19 protein-coding genes are annotated in these 16666 nt (G+C 69.2%); 9 read left to right on the top strand and 10 right to left on the bottom strand.

The window, feature by feature from the left end; all coding sequences use genetic code 11:
* Positions 1–28: 28 nt before the first annotated feature.
* Complete coding sequence (locus tag ON29_RS12580; RefSeq protein WP_051175135.1) at positions 29–1198, top strand: MarP family serine protease; 1170 nt, start codon at positions 29–31, stop codon at positions 1196–1198.
* Between the two features lie 5 nt (positions 1199–1203).
* Here the strand turns inward: ON29_RS12580 and ON29_RS12575 are convergent, their stop codons facing one another.
* From ON29_RS12575 to ON29_RS12565, 3 genes are all read right to left on the bottom strand, one after another.
* The gene (locus ON29_RS12575; RefSeq protein ID WP_306307214.1) at positions 1204–1878 is read right to left on the bottom strand and encodes an NAD-dependent epimerase/dehydratase family protein; all 675 of its coding nucleotides are present in this window, start codon (positions 1876–1878) and stop codon (positions 1204–1206) included.
* Positions 1879–1975: 97 nt separating this feature from the next.
* Positions 1976–2464: a GNAT family N-acetyltransferase gene (locus tag ON29_RS12570; protein ID WP_051175139.1), complete on the bottom strand. Its 489-nt coding sequence runs from the start codon at positions 2462–2464 to the stop codon at positions 1976–1978.
* A 13-nt stretch (positions 2465–2477) separates the two neighbouring features.
* Complete coding sequence (locus ON29_RS12565) at positions 2478–4214, bottom strand: FAD-dependent oxidoreductase (RefSeq protein ID WP_040866395.1); 1737 nt, start codon at positions 4212–4214, stop codon at positions 2478–2480.
* Between the two features lie 170 nt (positions 4215–4384).
* On the opposite strand from ON29_RS12565, the gene ON29_RS12560 reads away from it, so the two are divergent.
* A complete protein-coding gene (locus ON29_RS12560) occupies positions 4385–4879 on the top strand; it encodes a phosphoribosyltransferase (RefSeq protein ID WP_040866394.1) in 495 nt (164 codons plus the stop codon).
* 124 nt (positions 4880–5003) lie between these two features.
* On the opposite strand, the gene ON29_RS12555 is transcribed toward ON29_RS12560, so the two are convergent.
* Entirely contained in the window at positions 5004–5372 is a 369-nt protein-coding gene (locus ON29_RS12555) for a VOC family protein (protein WP_040866393.1), read from the bottom strand.
* Positions 5373–5434: 62 nt separating this feature from the next.
* Between ON29_RS12555 and ON29_RS12550 the strand changes: the two genes are divergently transcribed.
* Positions 5435–5893, top strand: coding sequence for a MarR family winged helix-turn-helix transcriptional regulator (locus ON29_RS12550; protein WP_040866392.1), 459 nt, complete (start codon positions 5435–5437; stop codon positions 5891–5893).
* A gap of 66 nt (positions 5894–5959) precedes the next feature.
* Here ON29_RS12550 and ON29_RS12545 read toward each other — a convergent pair whose 3' ends face one another.
* The 3 genes from ON29_RS12545 to ON29_RS12535 form a co-directional block, all read right to left on the bottom strand.
* Complete coding sequence (locus tag ON29_RS12545; protein ID WP_040866391.1) at positions 5960–6859, bottom strand: universal stress protein; 900 nt, start codon at positions 6857–6859, stop codon at positions 5960–5962.
* Between the two features lie 945 nt (positions 6860–7804).
* Positions 7805–8200 carry a DUF302 domain-containing protein gene (locus ON29_RS12540; protein WP_040866430.1) on the bottom strand — a complete coding sequence of 132 codons (396 nt, stop codon included), beginning with the start codon at positions 8198–8200 and terminating at the stop codon, positions 7805–7807.
* A gap of 211 nt (positions 8201–8411) precedes the next feature.
* Positions 8412–9452 carry a fatty acid desaturase family protein gene (locus tag ON29_RS12535; RefSeq protein WP_051175138.1) on the bottom strand — a complete coding sequence of 347 codons (1041 nt, stop codon included), beginning with the start codon at positions 9450–9452 and terminating at the stop codon, positions 8412–8414.
* Positions 9453–9680: 228 nt separating this feature from the next.
* On the opposite strand from ON29_RS12535, the gene ON29_RS12530 reads away from it, so the two are divergent.
* The gene (locus ON29_RS12530) at positions 9681–10436 is read left to right on the top strand and encodes a ZIP family metal transporter (RefSeq protein WP_040866390.1); all 756 of its coding nucleotides are present in this window, start codon (positions 9681–9683) and stop codon (positions 10434–10436) included.
* 75 nt (positions 10437–10511) lie between these two features.
* Positions 10512–11222, top strand: a complete 711-nt coding sequence (locus tag ON29_RS12525; protein WP_040866428.1) for an SDR family oxidoreductase — start codon at positions 10512–10514, stop codon at positions 11220–11222.
* 55 nt (positions 11223–11277) lie between these two features.
* Here the strand turns inward: ON29_RS12525 and ON29_RS37025 are convergent, their stop codons facing one another.
* Together ON29_RS37025 and ON29_RS12510 are read right to left on the bottom strand one after the other, a co-directional pair.
* Positions 11278–11457, bottom strand: coding sequence for an EamA family transporter (locus ON29_RS37025; RefSeq protein ID WP_040866389.1), 180 nt, complete (start codon positions 11455–11457; stop codon positions 11278–11280).
* Between the two features lie 366 nt (positions 11458–11823).
* Positions 11824–12342: a MarR family winged helix-turn-helix transcriptional regulator gene (locus ON29_RS12510; RefSeq protein WP_040866387.1), complete on the bottom strand. Its 519-nt coding sequence runs from the start codon at positions 12340–12342 to the stop codon at positions 11824–11826.
* Positions 12343–12561: 219 nt separating this feature from the next.
* On the opposite strand from ON29_RS12510, the gene ON29_RS36655 reads away from it, so the two are divergent.
* The 4 genes from ON29_RS36655 to lipB all read left to right on the top strand — a co-directional run bounded on the left by ON29_RS36655 (position 12562) and on the right by lipB (position 16164).
* A complete protein-coding gene (locus ON29_RS36655) occupies positions 12562–12963 on the top strand; it encodes a hypothetical protein (RefSeq protein ID WP_245548926.1) in 402 nt (133 codons plus the stop codon).
* A gap of 101 nt (positions 12964–13064) precedes the next feature.
* Positions 13065–14471 carry an MFS transporter gene (locus ON29_RS12500; RefSeq protein WP_040866386.1) on the top strand — a complete coding sequence of 469 codons (1407 nt, stop codon included), beginning with the start codon at positions 13065–13067 and terminating at the stop codon, positions 14469–14471.
* Positions 14472–14480: 9 nt separating this feature from the next.
* A complete protein-coding gene (locus tag ON29_RS12495; protein ID WP_040866385.1) occupies positions 14481–15446 on the top strand; it encodes a sigma-70 family RNA polymerase sigma factor in 966 nt (321 codons plus the stop codon).
* Between the two features lie 82 nt (positions 15447–15528).
* On the top strand, positions 15529–16164 hold the full coding sequence (gene lipB / locus ON29_RS12490) for a lipoyl(octanoyl) transferase LipB (protein ID WP_040866384.1): 636 nt from the start codon (positions 15529–15531) through the stop codon (positions 16162–16164).
* 16 nt (positions 16165–16180) lie between these two features.
* On the opposite strand, the gene ON29_RS12485 is transcribed toward lipB, so the two are convergent.
* The gene (locus ON29_RS12485) at positions 16181–16363 is read right to left on the bottom strand and encodes a hypothetical protein (RefSeq protein ID WP_040866383.1); all 183 of its coding nucleotides are present in this window, start codon (positions 16361–16363) and stop codon (positions 16181–16183) included.
* Between the last annotated feature and the right edge of the window lie 303 nt (positions 16364–16666).

Here is a 16666-nt window from a genome sequence, read left to right as displayed (position 1 = left end):
CGGGGCGGCCGACGACGAGTCCGCGCCGTTGTCCATCAGCAGCGACGGGAGTGTGGCGTTGACCGTGCCGAACTGGCTGGATCTGGCCGTGCTCGGCATCCTCGCGGTCGCGGCGGTGCTCGGCTGGCGCCGCGGCGCGATCGTGGGGCTGCCCGGCTTCGCGGGTGGTTTGGCGGGGGCGATCCTCGGCGCGGCGCTCTCGGCGGCGGTGCTCGGTCAGCTCGCTCCGGGCGCCGTGCGGCTCCTCTTGGTGCTGATGGTGATCGTCGGGTTGGTCGCGTTCGGCGCGGTCGCCGGGCACCGGGCCGGACAAGCCGCGCGCGCGGCGGTTTCCGATCCCCTCACGCGGCGCCTCGACGCCCTCTGCGGCTGCCTCGTTCATGTACTCGCGGTCCCGCTGGTGGTGTGGCTGTTTGCCGCCCCGGTGGAATCCGCCGCCCTGGTGCGTGATTCGACCACCGTGCGGACCGTGGACGACGTCGCGCCGTTCTGGCTGTCCGGGCTGTCCGAGGTGCTCACCGGGCCGATCATGGCGGCCGGGCTCGGCCTCCCGCTCGCGCCGCCCGATCCCGGCATCGTCGACGGGCCGATGCCCGCCGAACTGCGGGCGAGCGTGCTGCGGATCCAGGACCTCGCACCGACCTGCGGTGTGCGCCAATCCGGCTCCGGATTCGTCATCGCGCCGGAGCGGGTGCTGACCAACGCGCACGTCGTCGCAGGCTCCAGCAAGGTCTCCGTCGACGCCCCGACCGGATCGCTCACCGCCGACGTCGTGCAGTTCGATCCGACCATGGACATCGCGGTGCTCGCCGTCCCCGGTCTCGCCGCCCCCGCCCTCACCGTCGCGCCCCAACCCGCCGGTCCCGGCGCCGACGCCATCGCGCTCGGCTATCCGCGGGGCGGGTCCTACACCGCGTCCGCCACCCGGGTGCGCAGCCGGGCCGCGCGTCAGGTACGCGACATCTACCGCACCGGTCTCGGCGAACGCGAGATCTACACCGTGGACGGGTCGATCCAGCACGGCAATTCGGGCGGACCGCTCGTCGACCGCGCCGGCCGCGTGCTTGGCATCGTGTTCGGTGTCGACGAGAACAACAGCAACGTCGGGTTCGCCACGAGCCTGCCGGAGGTCCTCGATCGGCTCGACCACGCCTGGCGATCCGACCGGCCGGTCGACACCGGCCCCTGCGCCTCCTGACCGTGTCAGGACGCGTCGGCGACGATGACCACTCCGCTCGAGGCGTCCAGCAGCGGAATCGTGCGCTCCGCGGCGTCGTCGACGTGCACGCGCGGGTGCGTGGGCAGTTCGGTCTCGTAATAGGTGCCCGGACCGTAGAACTGGCCGTACTTCACCACCACACCGTCGAAGTCCAGCACGGCGGCTTCGTGCTCCTGGATCGCCGCGCCCCGTCCGGGCGGCAGCTCCCACGCGATACTCTGCGCGAGAAAGCGTTTCGCACCGGCCGCCCGCGCGGCGGCGATCAAGTTGCGGGTTCCCTCGGTGCGGATGCGCGTGTTGGCCTCGGCCCGCTCCGGCAGCAGCGCCACGTCGTCCGGCAGGTCGGTGAGCTGATGCATCACCATGTCGGGGCCGAACCCGACCACGGCGGCGGTCAAAGCATCCACGTCGTAGACGTCGCATACCACCGGCTCGGCGCCGACGGCCCGCAACCGGTCGGCGTTCGCCGCCGACCGGGTCATCCCCGCCACCTCGTGTCCCGCCGTGAGCAGCAACGGAAGCAGGCGGACGCCGATCACGCCGGTAGCCCCGGCCAGGAAGATGCGCACGGTGTTCATTTTGCAGTGCCTGCGGTGCTGCGTGTTCGCCGGGATGTGCAGGTTTCGCCACAGGCTCGGCGCGCGCACGATTGGAAGCATGCGCGAGCATCATCGGTTCGCCGCCGACAGGCCGCTGTCGTTGCGCCACAGCGGTTCTCCCGCTCCGATCAGGTCACGCACGGGCAGAACAGGCGGATCAACCGCAGCTCACCCAAGCGCTGACCGCGTTGCCGTCCACCGCGTAGTCGATTCCGCGGGCGGCCAGCATGCGCAACACGGCCGTGTTGTCCGCCGTCGTGCTCACGAAGAGTTTCGCGTAACCCTCCGCTCCCGCCCGCTCGAGCAGTCCGCCGAGCACCGCGGTCCCGATGCCCGCTCCCCTGCGGGAACGGCCGATCCACACTCCGGCCTCGGCGGCTCCCGGCGCGTCGGGCAGCCGACACAGGCGTGCCGCCCCGACCACCTCGCCGTCCACTCGGATGCCGTAGGTCGACTCGACCGGCGGACTCGCCAGCGCCCGGCCTCGGTGGAACGCCAGGAAGCCCGCTGTCCGGTCGGCATCCCAGCCGCCGCCCGGCTCCTCGACCGGCATCACCTCGCCCGGCTCCGCGTCCGCCACGGCCGCGCGCAGCAGATCGGTGAGGCATCGCTCGTCGAGCGGTTCCAGGGTGATATGGACGGGCACAGCGCCGATCCTGTCACCGGACCAGACCACGCGCGACCGTATTTCCGCCCGCTCGGACCGGAGTGATCGGCAGCCGCAGCGCGCCCGGCGCGGCGACGGGGACCACCGGGTTCTTCGGTTCGATCGCAGTGAGCCTGCGGTAGGCGGTCCCGAGGGGCGGGCGCGGGTCGTCCTCGCCTTTGTTCGGCCACAGCGCCATGGCGCGTTCTGCTTGGGCGGTGATGGTCAGCGAGGGATTCACGCCCAGGTTCGCCGAAATGGTCGACCCGTCGGTGATGTGCAGGCCGGGATAGCCGTAGACCCGGTGGTACGCGTCGACGACGCCGGTCTCACGGGAGTCGCCGATGGCGCAGCCGCCGATGAAGTGGCCGGTGATCGGGATGTTCATCAGCTCGGTCCACGCGCCCTGCGGCAGGCCGCCGATCTTCTCGGCGATCCGCCTGGTCACTTCGTGGCCCTCCGGGATCCAGGTCGGCGGCGCGGTGCCGTCGCCCGGCTTGGTCGTCATCCGCCTGCCGAACACGCCGCGCTTGGTGTAGGTCACGATCGAGTTGTCGACGTTCTGCATGACGAGCACGCCGATGATGCGCTCCGACCAGCGCCGGGGATTGTGCAGCCGATGCAGGTGACGGCGCTGCGCGATGAGTTCCCGCACCCCCAGCCACCAGCGAGCCCTGCCTTCCTGGCCGTCCACGAGCAGGGTGGTCAGCAAACTCATCGCATTGCTGTCCTTGCCGTAGCGGACCGGCTCGATGTGGGTGTAGTCGTTGGGGTGGATGGACGAGGTGATCGCGACGCCCTTGGTGAAATCGGAGTCCTTGCGCAGGGAGCGCGCCGCGAGCACCGCTTCGGAGTTGGTCCGGGCCAGATGGCCCAGCCGGGGCGAGACATGCGGCAAACTGCCGTTCTCGCGCAACCGGTGCAGCAGCTTCTGGGTGCCGAGCGCGGCGGCCGCGAAGATCACCTGATCGGCGGTGAAGGTCCGCCTCTCCGTGCGCACCCACCGCCCGGTGCGCACCGTCCGCACCTCGTAACCGCCCTCCGGCCGTGGGCGCACGCCGGTCACGGTCATGAGCGGATGCACTGTCGCCCCGGCCTTTTCGGCCAGGTAGAGGTAGTTCTTCACCAGGGTGTTCTTCGCGCCGTGCCGGCAGCCGGTCATGCACTCGCCGCAGTGCGTGCAGGTGGAGCGCGCCGGTCCGGCGCCGCCGAAGAACGGGTCGGCGACCTGCTGGCCCGGACGGGAATCGTTGTCCGCGAACAACACTCCGACCGGTGTGCGGCGATAGGTGTCGCCGATGCCCATCTCCTCCGCGACTTCGCGCAGAATCCGGTCGGTAGGTGTGGTCGCCGGATTCTGGGTGACGCCGAGCATGCGTTTGGCCTGGTCGTAATACGGCGTCAGCTCGTCGCGCCAATCGGTGATGTGCGCCCACTGTTTGTCGCGGTAGAACTTCTCCGGCGGCTCGTACAGCGTGTTGGCGTACACCAGCGACCCGCCCCCGACTCCCGTTCCGCTCATGATGAAGGTGTCGTTGAGCAAGGTCATCCGCTGGATGCCGTAGCAGCCGAGTTTCGGCGCCCACAGGTACTCGCGCAGATGCCAGGAGTTCTTCGCGTACTCGTCGTCGGCGAACCGCCTGCCCGCCTCGAGCACGCCGACCCGGTATCCCTTCTCGGTCGCTCGCAGTGCGGCCACGCTGCCGCCGAAGCCGGAACCGATGACGAGCACGTCGTAGTGGCTGTCCATGCGCTCGAGCGTATGGCGGCAAACACGCAGGCCGGACGAGAGATACGGACGGGATATCGAGATTTCCGGCCATCTTCCCCTTCCGCTTCGCACCGCGGCGAGCAACCCGCCGGGAAACCACGGCGGCCCTCGTATGCTCACTGCGTCGCGTCCAGCGAGAGGGAGAGCCTGTGACGGATCGCGAAGTACTGACCTGGGAATCGTTCGGTTCCGCGAGCCGGGAACTCGCCGCGGCCGTCGCAGCGGACGGCTTCGAGCCCGATCTGATCCTGTCGATCGCCCGGGGCGGGCTGTTCGTGGCGGGCGCCCTCGGCTACGCCTTGGACGTGAAGAACCTGCACGTGATGAACGTGGAGTTCTACACCGGTATCGACCAGCGCCTGGAACTGCCGGTGATGCTGCCGCCGGTGCCGCAGACCGTGGATCTGGCCGGCGCCACGGTGCTGGTCGCCGACGACGTCGCCGACACCGGCGCCACCCTGAAACTGGTTCGCGACTTCTGCTCCGGCAAAGTCGCCGAGGTGCGCTGCGCGGTGATCTACCAGAAGCCGTGGTCGAAAGTCGACAGCGAGTACGTGTGGCGGCGCACCGACCGGTGGATCAACTTCCCGTGGTCCACCGAGCCGCCGGTAGTGCAACGCCGGCCACGCGTGCTCGACGCGTAACCCGGTTCCACCGTTGTCACCGGGACATCGCGGCAGCCGAGCCGGTGCGAATTGTCGCCGGATGAGGCGACTCCCGCGGACATGACATAGATCCGTCCGTCATCGTCCGGTGGTGCCGGGCCGATCAGACGCGGTCGTGGAGAGTGACCTGGTAGCCGTCGGGGTCGGCGAAGGTGAATGTCCGGCCGAAGGGGCCGTCGATCGGCGCGGAGACGATGGTGTGACCGTCGGCGACGAGAGCATCGTGAATGGCCTGGACGTCCGTGGCGTGCAGCCAGATCGCGGCGCCGATGCCGGGCTGGGCAACGGAGGCGAGATCGGTGCCGGGAACGACGTCGCGGACTGCGAACGCGATCGGTTTCGTCTCGAAGACGACGGCGTGCGGAGGTCCGGCCTGCGAGCGGACGAGGCCGAGGTACTGCTCGTAGAACGCCTGTGAAGCGGCGAGATCGCGCGCTTGGAGCGAGATGAAGTCGGGGCCGGTGACGGGCATGATGATGCTCCTCAATCTGTGTCAGTTTTCTGACACCGGTGAATCTATGTCAGAATGCTGACATGAGTCAAGACGGTGTGGGCGTCGACCTGGAGACGTCACTGGGCTACCTGCTGAAAGAGGCCTCGAGCACCCTCCGCGTGGCCATGGAGGAGGTGCTGCGGCCACTCGGGATGAGCGTGACGCACTACTCCTGCCTGGAGCTGCTGGCTCAACGACCGGGCCTGTCGAACTCCGAGCTCGCGCGCGGCGCGTTCGTGACCCGGCAGTCGATGAACGTGCTACTCCAGGCCCTGGAACGAGACGGCTACGTGACCAGGCCCGCGGAGGCACCCGTCGGAAAGGTCCTTCCCACGCGGCTCACGCCTCGCGGACGGCGGAGCCTCGAGAAGGCGACCGTAGCCGTCCGGTCCGTCGAGGTCAGAATGCTGACCGGCCTGACCGAGACCGAGAAGTCGAGCGCATCCCGGATCCTGCGGAGCATGATCCGTTCCCTGCGCGATGGCAACGACGGCGCATAGCTCGTTCCCCGGCGCGCGCCTGGCCGCGCGCACCTGCTCGTCTGCCCTGACGTCTGCCGTCCCACCTCACCGGGAACGAACGACGATCATCGGCACCTCCACCGAGTGCAGCAGCGCGTTGCTGGTCGAGCCCAGCACGGTGCTCGCGAATCCGCCTCGACCGCGCGTACCCACGATCACCAGTTGCGTATCCGCCGACTGCTCCAGCAGGGATCGCACCGGCCGATCCGCCGTGACGACGCGCCGCACGGCGACGTCCGGATAGCGCTCCCCCCATCCCACCAGGCTCTCGGCCAAGACCGCCTCCGCCGATTCGCGGGCTGCGTCCCACCCTCGGGCAGGCATGTCCGGACCGCTGGTATCGCTCCATGCGTGCAGCGCGATCAAATCGACCTTCCGCCGGGACGCCTCCTCGAAGGCGAGTTCGACCGCGGGCACACTGTTGCCGGTGCCGTCGACGCCGACGAGCACCGGTTGGCGGGCCGACACCGCGTCGATCGCGGAGATGCCATGGATCACCGCGACCGGGCAGTGCGCGTGATGGGTGGTCGCGGTACTCACCGAACCCAGCAGGCCACGCTGGAACGCACCGAGCCCGCGGCTGCCGACCACCAGCATCCGCGCTCCCGCGGACCGGTCGATGAGCAGCGGGATGGCCAGCTCGAAGCTCAACTCCGTGGTGATCGGGGGCTCGTCGCCGGGTGCGGCTGTCCGCGCCACCCGCGCGGCCTCGGCGAGGATTCGGTCGCCGTCGCGGCGCAGCCACTCCAGGTCGGCCTCCGCCAGCGAGATGCCCGGCCCGAAACCGGTGGGTATGGCCATGGACGTGATGATGTGCAGCGGGCAATGGTGCAGGGCCGCTTCGGCTGCCGCCCAGGCCACCGCTTGATACGAACTGGCCGACCCGTCCACCGCCGCCAGGATCGGAGTGGATCGTGTTGCGCGCGAGACCTTGTCGATGTCCATGCCGTCTTCCTTTCCACTGCGCGTGCACCGCGGCCACTTCGAGCATCGAGCCTCGGGCGGGTCATCGGCAGAGACGAAGGTCCTTCCCCGGAGGGGACCTCGGACCCTGGATCAGGGTTCTTGCGGTAGGTCGGCCGCGCCGGATACCGCTGCTCTTCTCCGGCCCGGCCCTGCTGCCGAAAGCCGTTCGCATCCGGTGACCAATGCCAGGCGTGGGCGAGCTCGCCGATCCCTGCTCTTCGAGTTGACGACATGCCCACTGCCCGGTCATGGCCGCCCACCAGGTCCAGAAAGCGAAAGTCATGTCTGCCGACCCCGAGAATCCCCCCGTCCTCGTCGGCGTCGACGGGTCGGAATCCGCGCTCGCCGCTGTGCGCTTCGCAGCGGCCGCCGCGGCGCACCGCTGCACATCATCGACTCGATTCCCGCGCCCGCCGATTTCGGACCGGGCGTCGCACTCGAGCAGATCGACTTCGACAGTTACCGCGCGCAGGCAACCGCGGCGCTCGAGGCCGCGCGGGAAGCCGCCGCGACAGCGGCCGCCCCGGTCGGCGAACTCGGCATCACCACCGAATTGGCCGAAGCACCACCGATCCCCCTCTTACGCGACCGATCCGAGAACGCGCGGCTGCTCGTGGTCGGCACCCATGGACTGGGCGTCTTCAGCCGCTCTTCCGCTACGACTCGCGCGCCGAGATGCGGCAGGAGGGGGAGGAATTGCTCTCCGAGAGCCTGGCCGGGTACGGCGAGCGATATCCGCAGAGCTGATCGCCTCGTCCACGCGCTCGTCCCGCGCGGGCAGGACTCATCCCGCGCGGGCAGGACTCATCCCGCGCGGGCAGGACTCATCCCGCGCGGGCAGGAATCGCGTTCACCAGCCGGACCGTGTCGCCGGGCGTCGGCCGTGCGGTCCGTTCCGGGCACATCTCGATCGAGGGAACCCGTTCAACTCAGGGAGTCGATGGCAGCCTGTAGCTTGACGGCCGCTTGCGTGGCTACCGATTGCAGGGCCGGTTCGTTCGTGACCTCGACCAACAGCTGCGGATTCATCGCTTCCACGAGGATCTCGGCGTCCGAGTCGGGGTTCCGGCGCACGACCACGTTGCAGGGCAGCAGGAGCCCGATCTGCCGGTCGATACCGACCGCTTCGTGGGCCAGCGATGGATTGCAGGCCCCGAGGATCAGGTAGTCCTCGATGTTCTCGTCGAGTTTGGCTTTCAGGGTGGCTCGGATGTCGATCTCGGTGAGGACGCCGAATCCCTGGTCGCTCAGGGCGGTCCGGGTCCGGGCGACAGCGTCGTCGAAGCTGGTGTGCAAAGTGGTGGACAGTCCCAGGTTCATGGTGCGGTCCTTCCGTGAAAAGGGATGATTCGGGTTCCCGCCGTCGGCGGCTCGGCCGCTGAGCGGTCCGTGCACCCCGCGACCGCGGTTGCCGCAGGTAGAACAGTCTCGGCGGCCGGACTCCGCAGGCGGCTGTCGTATTCGGACGAGGTCGTCACCGGCTGGGCAATACCACCACCGCCACGGCGAAAACGTCGGTGCGGCGCGGGGTTCACCCGACCCGATCGGTCGGACCGACAGGGGTGAGCGGCCGAGTGAGTCGGCCGACACTGTGCAGGTGGCGCAGCGCGTGGATATAGGAGTCCAGGAGGCCGGTCTGGCAATAGGGCAGCCCGCGCTCGGCGCAGAACTCCGCGACCAGCGGCTGGGCGCGGCGCAGGTTGGGCCGGGGCATGGACGGGAACAGGTGATGCTCGATCTGATAGTTCAGGCCACCCAGGGCCGTATCGATGAGCAGGCTGCCGCGGACGTTGCGGGAGGTGAGCACTTGACGTCGCAGGAAGTCCTTCGAGTCGTCGGCCGTCAGCACTTCCATCCCCTTGTGGTTGGGCGCGAAGGTGCAGCCCATGTAGAGCCCGAACAGGCCCTGGTGCACGAGGATGAAAATCACGGCCTCGGCCGGGGACAGGACCAGGAACACCGCGCAGAGGTACCCGGTGGCGTGCGCGGCGAGCAACAGTCCCTCCCAGACGCGGTGCGGGATGTCCCATCGCAGCACCGCACGGGCGCTCGCGTAGTGCAGGCTCCAGCCCTCCAGCAGCAGCATCGGAAAGAACAGCCAGGCCTGGTTCCGGAAAATCAGCCGCCGCAGGCCCCGGGCCGCACGTGCTCGATCGCCGGAATGCGCCAGCACACCCATGACGTCGGGGTCGGCGCCCTCGGTGTTCGGGTGTGCGTGGTGGCGGTTGTGATTGCTGGTCCACCAGCCGATGCTCACCCCGATACCGAGGTTGCCGAAGAGCACGCCGTACAGGTAGTCGGCGCGCCGGGTGCCGAAGATCTGCCGGTGTCCGGCATCGTGGCCGAGGAAGGCGATCTGGGCGAACACCGCGGCCAGGAACGCGGCGACGCCCAGCTGCCACCACGAGTCGCCGACCACCACGAACGCCGTCCACCCGGCCGCGTAGGCCACAGCGGTGAGCGCACTCTTCCAGAGGTAATACCGCCGCCGCCTGCTCAGCAGTCCTGCGCCCCGCACCCGGCGCAGCAACACCGCGTACTCACTGCCGCGCGCCGACACAGCGCTCTCCATCACCACGGGCCGCCTACCGTCCTGCTCTCGCCGTTGTCCGCCGGAGCTCATCCGACCATTGGTGTTCGATCGCAAGTCAAGCACAGAACGGCTCAACCCTCGTCAGAACAGAATGCCGCGCACCGGCGGCGCCTCGTTTCCGACCCCGGCGGTGCGGGTAGCTCGGACAGGAAGTCGGCGGTGATCGGCGCTGGCTTCCGCGGGTTCGAGCAGTGAGGAGACGGTCGGGTGTCAGAGTTGTCGGCTGCGGGCGGGTGGGGGTTGCTGGCCGGATCCGCCCTGCTGATAGGGGCTTTGGTGGGATTCTTTGCGCACGTCCCGACGAAGATCGTGGCGAGCGTGATGGGGTTCGGCAGCGGGGTGCTGCTGTCGGCGGTGTCGTTCGAGTTGATCGCCGACGCGCACGAACGCGCCGGATTGCCACCCACCGCGCTCGGCGCCGTGTCCGGTGCGGTGATCTATACCCTGGCCAACCTCGCTCTGGCCCGCCGCGGCGCTCGCCACCGCAAGCGTTCGGGAGACCAGCAACCCAGCGAAGCCGAACAGTCCGGCTCCGGCACGGCCATCGCGTTGGGCGCGCTACTGGACGGTGTGCCCGAGTCCATCGTCATCGGGACCAGCTTGCTCGGCGGCAAGACCGTCAGCGCCGTCACCGTGGCCGCGGTCTTCATCAGCAATATCCCCGAGGGCCTGTCCAGCGCGGCCGGTATGCGCCGAGCCCACCGCCACCCGCGTTACGTGTTCGGCTTGTGGGGCGGGATAGCGGTGATCAGCGGCGTGTCCGCCATGGCGGGTTACGGATTGCTCGGCGACGCCGCGCCCGCCGTGCTCGCGGCGATCACCGCCCTGGCCGCAGGCGCGATCCTGGCCATGATCACCGACACCATGATTCCGGAGGCGTTCGAGGACGCCCACCTGTGGGTCGGGTTGATCACGGTGGCGGGCTTCCTCACCGCCTTCGCGCTGTCCCAGCTCGACCACTAGGGCTGGGACGCGTTCGAAGTCGGCATGCGGCTCGGCTTGACTTCGAGCGCGCTCCAGCTCTTAGCGTCGGTGATCATGACGACAACACTGATCACCGGAGCGAACAAGGGGCTCGGTTTCGAGTCCGCCCGCAGACTCCTCGCGGCGGGCCACACCGTCTACCTCGGCAGCCGCGACGCCGAGCGCGGGCGCCGGGCCGCCGAGCAATTGGGGGCGCGGCCGGTGCGGCTGGACGTCACAGACGACGCGTCCGTGACTGCCGCCGTCGCGACCATCGAGGCAAGCGGAGGCCTGGACGTACTGGTCAACAACGCCGGTATCGCACCGGAATGGAGCGCCGGCGACACCGTGACCGGCGCGGCGGACCTCACCGCCGAATTGATGCGGCAGACATTCGAGACGAACGTCTTCGGCACGGTGCGCGTCCTGCACGCGTTCCTGCCGCTGTTGCGGCGTTCCACGGCGCCGGTCGTGGTCAATGTCAGCAGCGGCCTGGCCTCGCTGAGCAGGGTCACCACCCCGGGCACCCCGGCGTATGCCTACCCGGGCATCGCCTATCCGGCGTCGAAGACCGCGGTCAACGTCATCACCGTGCAGTACGCGAAGGCGTTTCCGGAAATGCGGATCAACGCGGTGGAGCCCGGGTTCACCAAGACCGACCTGAACGGCGGAACCGGCCACCAGACCGTGGAGCGCGGCGCGGAGATCATCGTGCGGATGGCGCAGCTGGGTCCCGACGGGCCCACCGGGGGCTACTTCGATGCCGAAGGCACCCTTCCGTGGTGATCGGATCGGTCGCGCAGGCAGGCGGCGCGCAGCAGAGGGCGGAACCGACGAGCTCTCAGGAGGTGGCGATGACGGTGCTCGCCGGCAACGCGACGGCCAGCCCGAAGATCTGGCTCCGGCGCAATCGCTCCTTCAGCGCCGACACGCCCAGCACCACGGGGACGATCGGGTAGAGCGAAGACAGCACGACCGCCACGGCCAGGTACTCGGTCCGGGTGGCGAAGAGGTAGAACACCAGTGCGGCGGCGGCGAGGGCGTCGGATGTTCCCCGAGGACGGCGGTGCCGACGAGGACCGGCAACGCGACGCCACCCACGGCGCTGACCGGTACCACCACCGACATCGCTCCGCGGCCGATGCCCCGGAACAGGAATGTCATCGCGATACCGGTACCCACGCCGGACAGCGTTCCCCACCCGAGATCGGCCGGATGCGGCACGAGGCGGGAAGCCAGGAGGCCGGCCAGGATGGTGACGGCAAGCCCGCCGAGTGCCCGAGCAAGGCGACGCGCACGAACCCGACGCGCCGGGACGCCACGCCACCCACGAAATCCGACAGGCCGTAACTCGATGCGGAGACCAGTGCCAGAAGCGTGCCCATGCTCAGGCCTCCCGGTCCCGCTCGGCCTGGCCCACCGGACACACCGCCGATCGAGTGCAGCAGCCGCGGTCACACAACCGGCACAACAGATCCGCACTGCCGATCTCCCCGTACAGCCGGGCGAGCAGCTTCACCAGCAACTCCGTCAACGCTTCTCGCTCGTGGGCGTCGAGGTCGGAGACCAGCGCGGTCAGCCGCCTGGCGCGAGCGGCGAGGATCCGGCCCGCGGTTTCGTGGCCGGACGGCGTCAGGCTCACCCCGACCAGCCGGCCGGCGCCGGGAACGCGGCGGATCAGTCCGGCGGCCTCCATCGCATCGACCATGCGGGTGGTCGCGGACTGACTCAGGCCCACTCGTCTGCCCAGCTCGGTCACGCCGAGACCCGGCGATTGCGCGAGCGTCACCAGCGCGCTCGCGCCACTGGCGCTCACCGCACCGGTGCTGTGCACCTCGGCGAGCAGCACATCGTTGATCGCGAGCGCCGCCGCCCCCAGCAGATTCGCCAATCGCTGATCATGCATGACTCATGCATACCAGTGCCGACAGAGCTCAACCGACGGAAGTTCTGCGAACGATCAGGATTCGAGAAGCGCTGGTCACCGAGCCGGAACTACCGTCATCGGCACGGAGGTCCGCCCGGCGCATCGCCGGGACGCGGATGGATCGCAGGCAGAGGAGGACGCATGACTCGGAACGAGCGGGTTCGACGGACACATCGATGGCTTGCCATCGTCTTCACAGTGACGATCGTTGTCACCGTCGTCACCTTGGCGCTGAAGGGTCCGGTCTGGGTGTCCTACGTGCCGCTGGCACCACTCGCCTTGCTGCTCTTGTCCGGTCTCGGCATCTTCGTGTTGTCGTATGCCGCTGCGCGACGAAGCCGAGCCGCGACCATCCCGCAGGCCGGGGCTCCCCGCGCTTCCGCACCACGGGTCCGGCGACTGCACCGTGGGTCGGGCATTGTCTTCGTCGCGACCGTCCTCGCCACCTTCGTCGCCTTGGCCCAGGAGCAGCCGGTCGTCTGGGTGTCCTACCTGCCGCTGCTCCCGCTCGCCCTGCTCCTGTTCTCCGGCCTGTACATGCTGGTAGGTCCGTATTCCGTCCGGCGGCGCAGCGCCCGCCGGGCCCCGCAGCCGGGCTGAGGATCACGGGACGAGTTCGCGGCGAATTTCCGCACCCGCGATGAATCGCGGCCGTGGCGCCGGTAGGTACTGGCGAACCTATCGGAGGAGGACTTTCGCCCATGAATATGACCACGGGACAGCGCTGGGTACTCGCGCTGACATCGGTGGCCGCGCTACTGATCTCGCTGGACGCACTGGTGGTCACCACCGCGCTGCACGCGATCCAGCTCGACCTGCACGCCTCGATCGCCGAACTCGAGTGGACCGTCAACGCCTACACCCTGAGCTTCGCGGTGTTGTTGATGGCGGGTGCGGCGCTGGGCGAGCGATACGGACGGCGCCGCGTGCTGGTCGCCGGGGTGCTGCTGTTCTCGGCGGCGTCGGCCGCGTGCGCGCTGGCGCCGAGCCTGGGCTGGCTGATCGCCGCCCGCGCGGTGCAGGGCGTGGGGTCGGCGGCCGTCATGCCGGTGGGCATGGCACTGTTGTCGGCTGCCTTCCCGCCCGAACAGCGCACCCGCGCGCTCGGGCTGTTCGCGGCGGTGACCGGACTGGCTACGCTCGGCGGTCCCCTGGTCGGCGGCGCGGTGGTGGAGGGGGCGACATGGCAGTGGATCTTCTGGCTGAATCTGCCGATCGCCGCACTGCTCGTGCCGCTGATGCTGACCCGGTTGCCGGAGAGCCGAGGCGAGGCACGCGGACTGGACTACCCGGGCATCGGCCTGGCCGGGGCCGCCGCGCTGGGATCGGTGTGGGGTCTGCTGCGCGGCAACGAATCGGGCTGGGGCAGTGCGGAAGTCCTCGCGGCGTTCGCGCTCGGGGCGGTCGCGCTGGTCGCGTTCGTGCACTGGGAGCGGCGGGCCACCGCGCCACTGATCCCGATGCGGCTGTTCGCCGCGCGCGGCTTCTCGATCGGCAACGCGGTGGGGTTCCTGCTGTTCGGTTCCATTTTCAGCGGGGCGTTCTTCTTCGCGCAGTTTCTGCAGACGGTCCAGCACCACGGTCCGCTCGGCGCGGGGGTGCGGCTGGCGCCGTGGACGATCACCTTGTTCGTCGTCGCGCCGGTAGCGGGCAGGCAGGTCAACCGCTTCGGTGAACGACCGCTCGTGGTCGCGGGACTGCTCATGCAGGCCGCGGGCTACGGCTGCCTCGCGATCATGGCCGGGCCGCAGCTGTCCTACCCGGCCATGATCGCGCCCTTCGTGCTCAGCGGCGTCGGCGTCTCGATGGCCATTCCCGCGGCACAGAGCGCCGTGCTGCGTTCGGTGCCGCTGTCGGCGGTGGGCGCGGCGTCGGGCACGTTCAACACCTTGCGTCAACTCGGGGGCGCGTTCGGAATCGCGCTACCCGCGGCGGTTTTCGCGTCGGTCGGCGGTCTCGGATCCGCGGAGGCCTTCAGCACCGGATTCGCCGCCGCCATCGGCACGGCGGCGCTGCTGGCGCTGACCGGCGCCGCGCTCGGCCTGCTGCTACCGGCCGGCGCGCCCGTCGCCGCGCCTACCGACGCGCAGCCGGTCGCGGCTCGGTAGGTTGCGACGATGACCATCGGCGCCGATTTCGCGGCCGAGACCATGACCTACCGGCCGGAGCTGCTCGCACACTGCTACCGCATGCTCGGGTCCGTCCATGATGCCGAGGACCTGGTGCAGGAAACCCTGTTGCGGGCTTGGCGGGCCGCCGACCGGTTCGACGAGCGGCGCGCTTCGCTGCGCACGTGGCTGTACCGCATCGCCACCAACGCCTGCCTGACCGCGCTCGAACAGCGCGGCAGGCGGGCCTTGCCCACCGACCTGAACGGACCGGCCGCGACCGTCCGGCTCCGTCCGGCCCGGCATCCCGAAATCTCCTGGCTGGAACCAATTCCCGACGCCCTGCTCGGCAACTCGGCCGATGACCCGGCGACCGTGGTGGCCGCGCGCAGCGGCATCCGCCTTGCCTTCATCGCCGCGCTGCAATACCTGCCCGCCCGCCAGCGCGCGGTGCTCCTCCTGCGCGATGTACTCGCCTGGTCCGCCGCGGAGGTCGCCGATCTGCTCGACACCTCCCCCGCCGCGGTCAACAGCGCGCTGCAACGCGCCCGCGCCCAGCTCGACAAGGCCGCCCCCATGATCGATCGGATGTCCGAGTCCCTGAGCCCCGGTGAGCGAGCGATGATCGATCGCTACGTCACCGCCTTCGGTAACGGCGACATGGACGAACTCAGCAAGCTCCTGCGCGACGACGTGGTGCTCGAGATGCCACCCGCCCTGGTCTGGTTCGCCGGCCGCGCCCACGTGGTCGCCTTCTTCGCGCACAAGGCGAACCAGGACGGCGATACCTGGCGGGCCGTGCCGACCGCCGCCAACACCCAGCCCGCCGTCGCCTACTACCTGCGCGACGCGGCCGGGACCCACCGCGCGCACTCCATCCACGTTCTCACCACGACCGAGACCGCCATCGAACGCATCACCGTCTTCCTCGGCGAGGAGTTGTTCCGGCCCTTCGGTCTGCCGCCGGCACTGTGACGGAGGTTGCGGTGCGGGCCGCCGAGATGGCCACCGGAAGGCGGCGAACTCCCCCTGCCCGGGACAGGGTTATCGTCGGAGCATGCGATCCAGGCCGCTGACGTTGATCCAGGACGACCTCGTCGACTACGACAAGGCCATGGAGCGCATGGGTGAACTGCTCGACCAACGCCACAGCGGCGCGCGGCCGGATACCTTGTGGCTGCTGAGCCACCCGCCGGTCTACACCATCGGACGCAGAACGCCGCAGGACCACCTGCCCGACCCGGCCCATGACATCCCGGTCGTGCAGACCACGCGCGGTGGCCAGCTCACCTATCACGGCCCCGGCCAGCTGGTCGGCTATCTCATCGTGCGGCTCGATCCCGGCGAAGGAGTGGTCGATTACATCCGCGAGGTCGAGTTCCGCCTGATCGAGGCACTCGGCCGGCTGGGCGTTGCCGCGGAACGCCGCGATACCCCGCCCGGCTCCGAGCTGCTCACAGGGGTGTGGACCAAGCACACCGGCCGCAAGATCGTCTCCATCGGGATGCGCCAGAGCCGCGGGATCACCAGTCACGGCTTCGCGCTCAACGTGAACGGTGACCTCGAACCCTGGCACTGGGCGGTTGCCTGCGGGCTCCCCGACGTCGACATGACCTCCGTGGCACGCGAATCCGGGACGGCCACCATGGAAAAGGTTCGCCCGATCGTCGCCACCGCGTTCGAGGCGAATTGAACGCGGGGAGCAGATGTCAGGCGCGTGCCGCAGGCACCGGTCGGGCTCGTGAGGTCACCGCACGCATGCCCGTCTTCACGACGATCGCGTAGACGGCGGTCGCGGCGCGGTCGGTGGGCTGCAACGGGATCCGCAGCAGCTCACGGGTTCGGTGATGCAACAGCGTCCGTCCCGCGAAGTCGGGCAGTGTGCGTGGCACCCAGGCGTCGATCCTCGACCAGATCCCCGTTTTCGCGCATGGACACCCGAGCTTCCTGCCCGCGACATTATGCGTTACCAGACATATCCCAAACCTCGGTGATAGTGGTGCTGGCACACCACAGAATCCGCGCGCCGATTCGCGCCGTTCGCCCTGGGCGGGAAGAATGCTCGCAATTGCGAAATCGATTGTCCGCCTTCGCATAACGTGTCCTATGGGGCGGACGGGGATGACTGGAGAAATTGCGGTGGTACTGCTGTGGGTGGCGATCGTCGCCATCGTCGTGATTCTTCTCGGCGGTGC

Origin of the sequence: Nocardia exalbida NBRC 100660, from assembly GCF_000308575.1 — a bacterium.
Taxonomy (GTDB): domain Bacteria; phylum Actinomycetota; class Actinomycetes; order Mycobacteriales; family Mycobacteriaceae; genus Nocardia; species Nocardia exalbida.
Note: the sequence above shows the minus strand (reverse complement) of the source record. Positions and strands in the feature narration are given on the sequence as shown.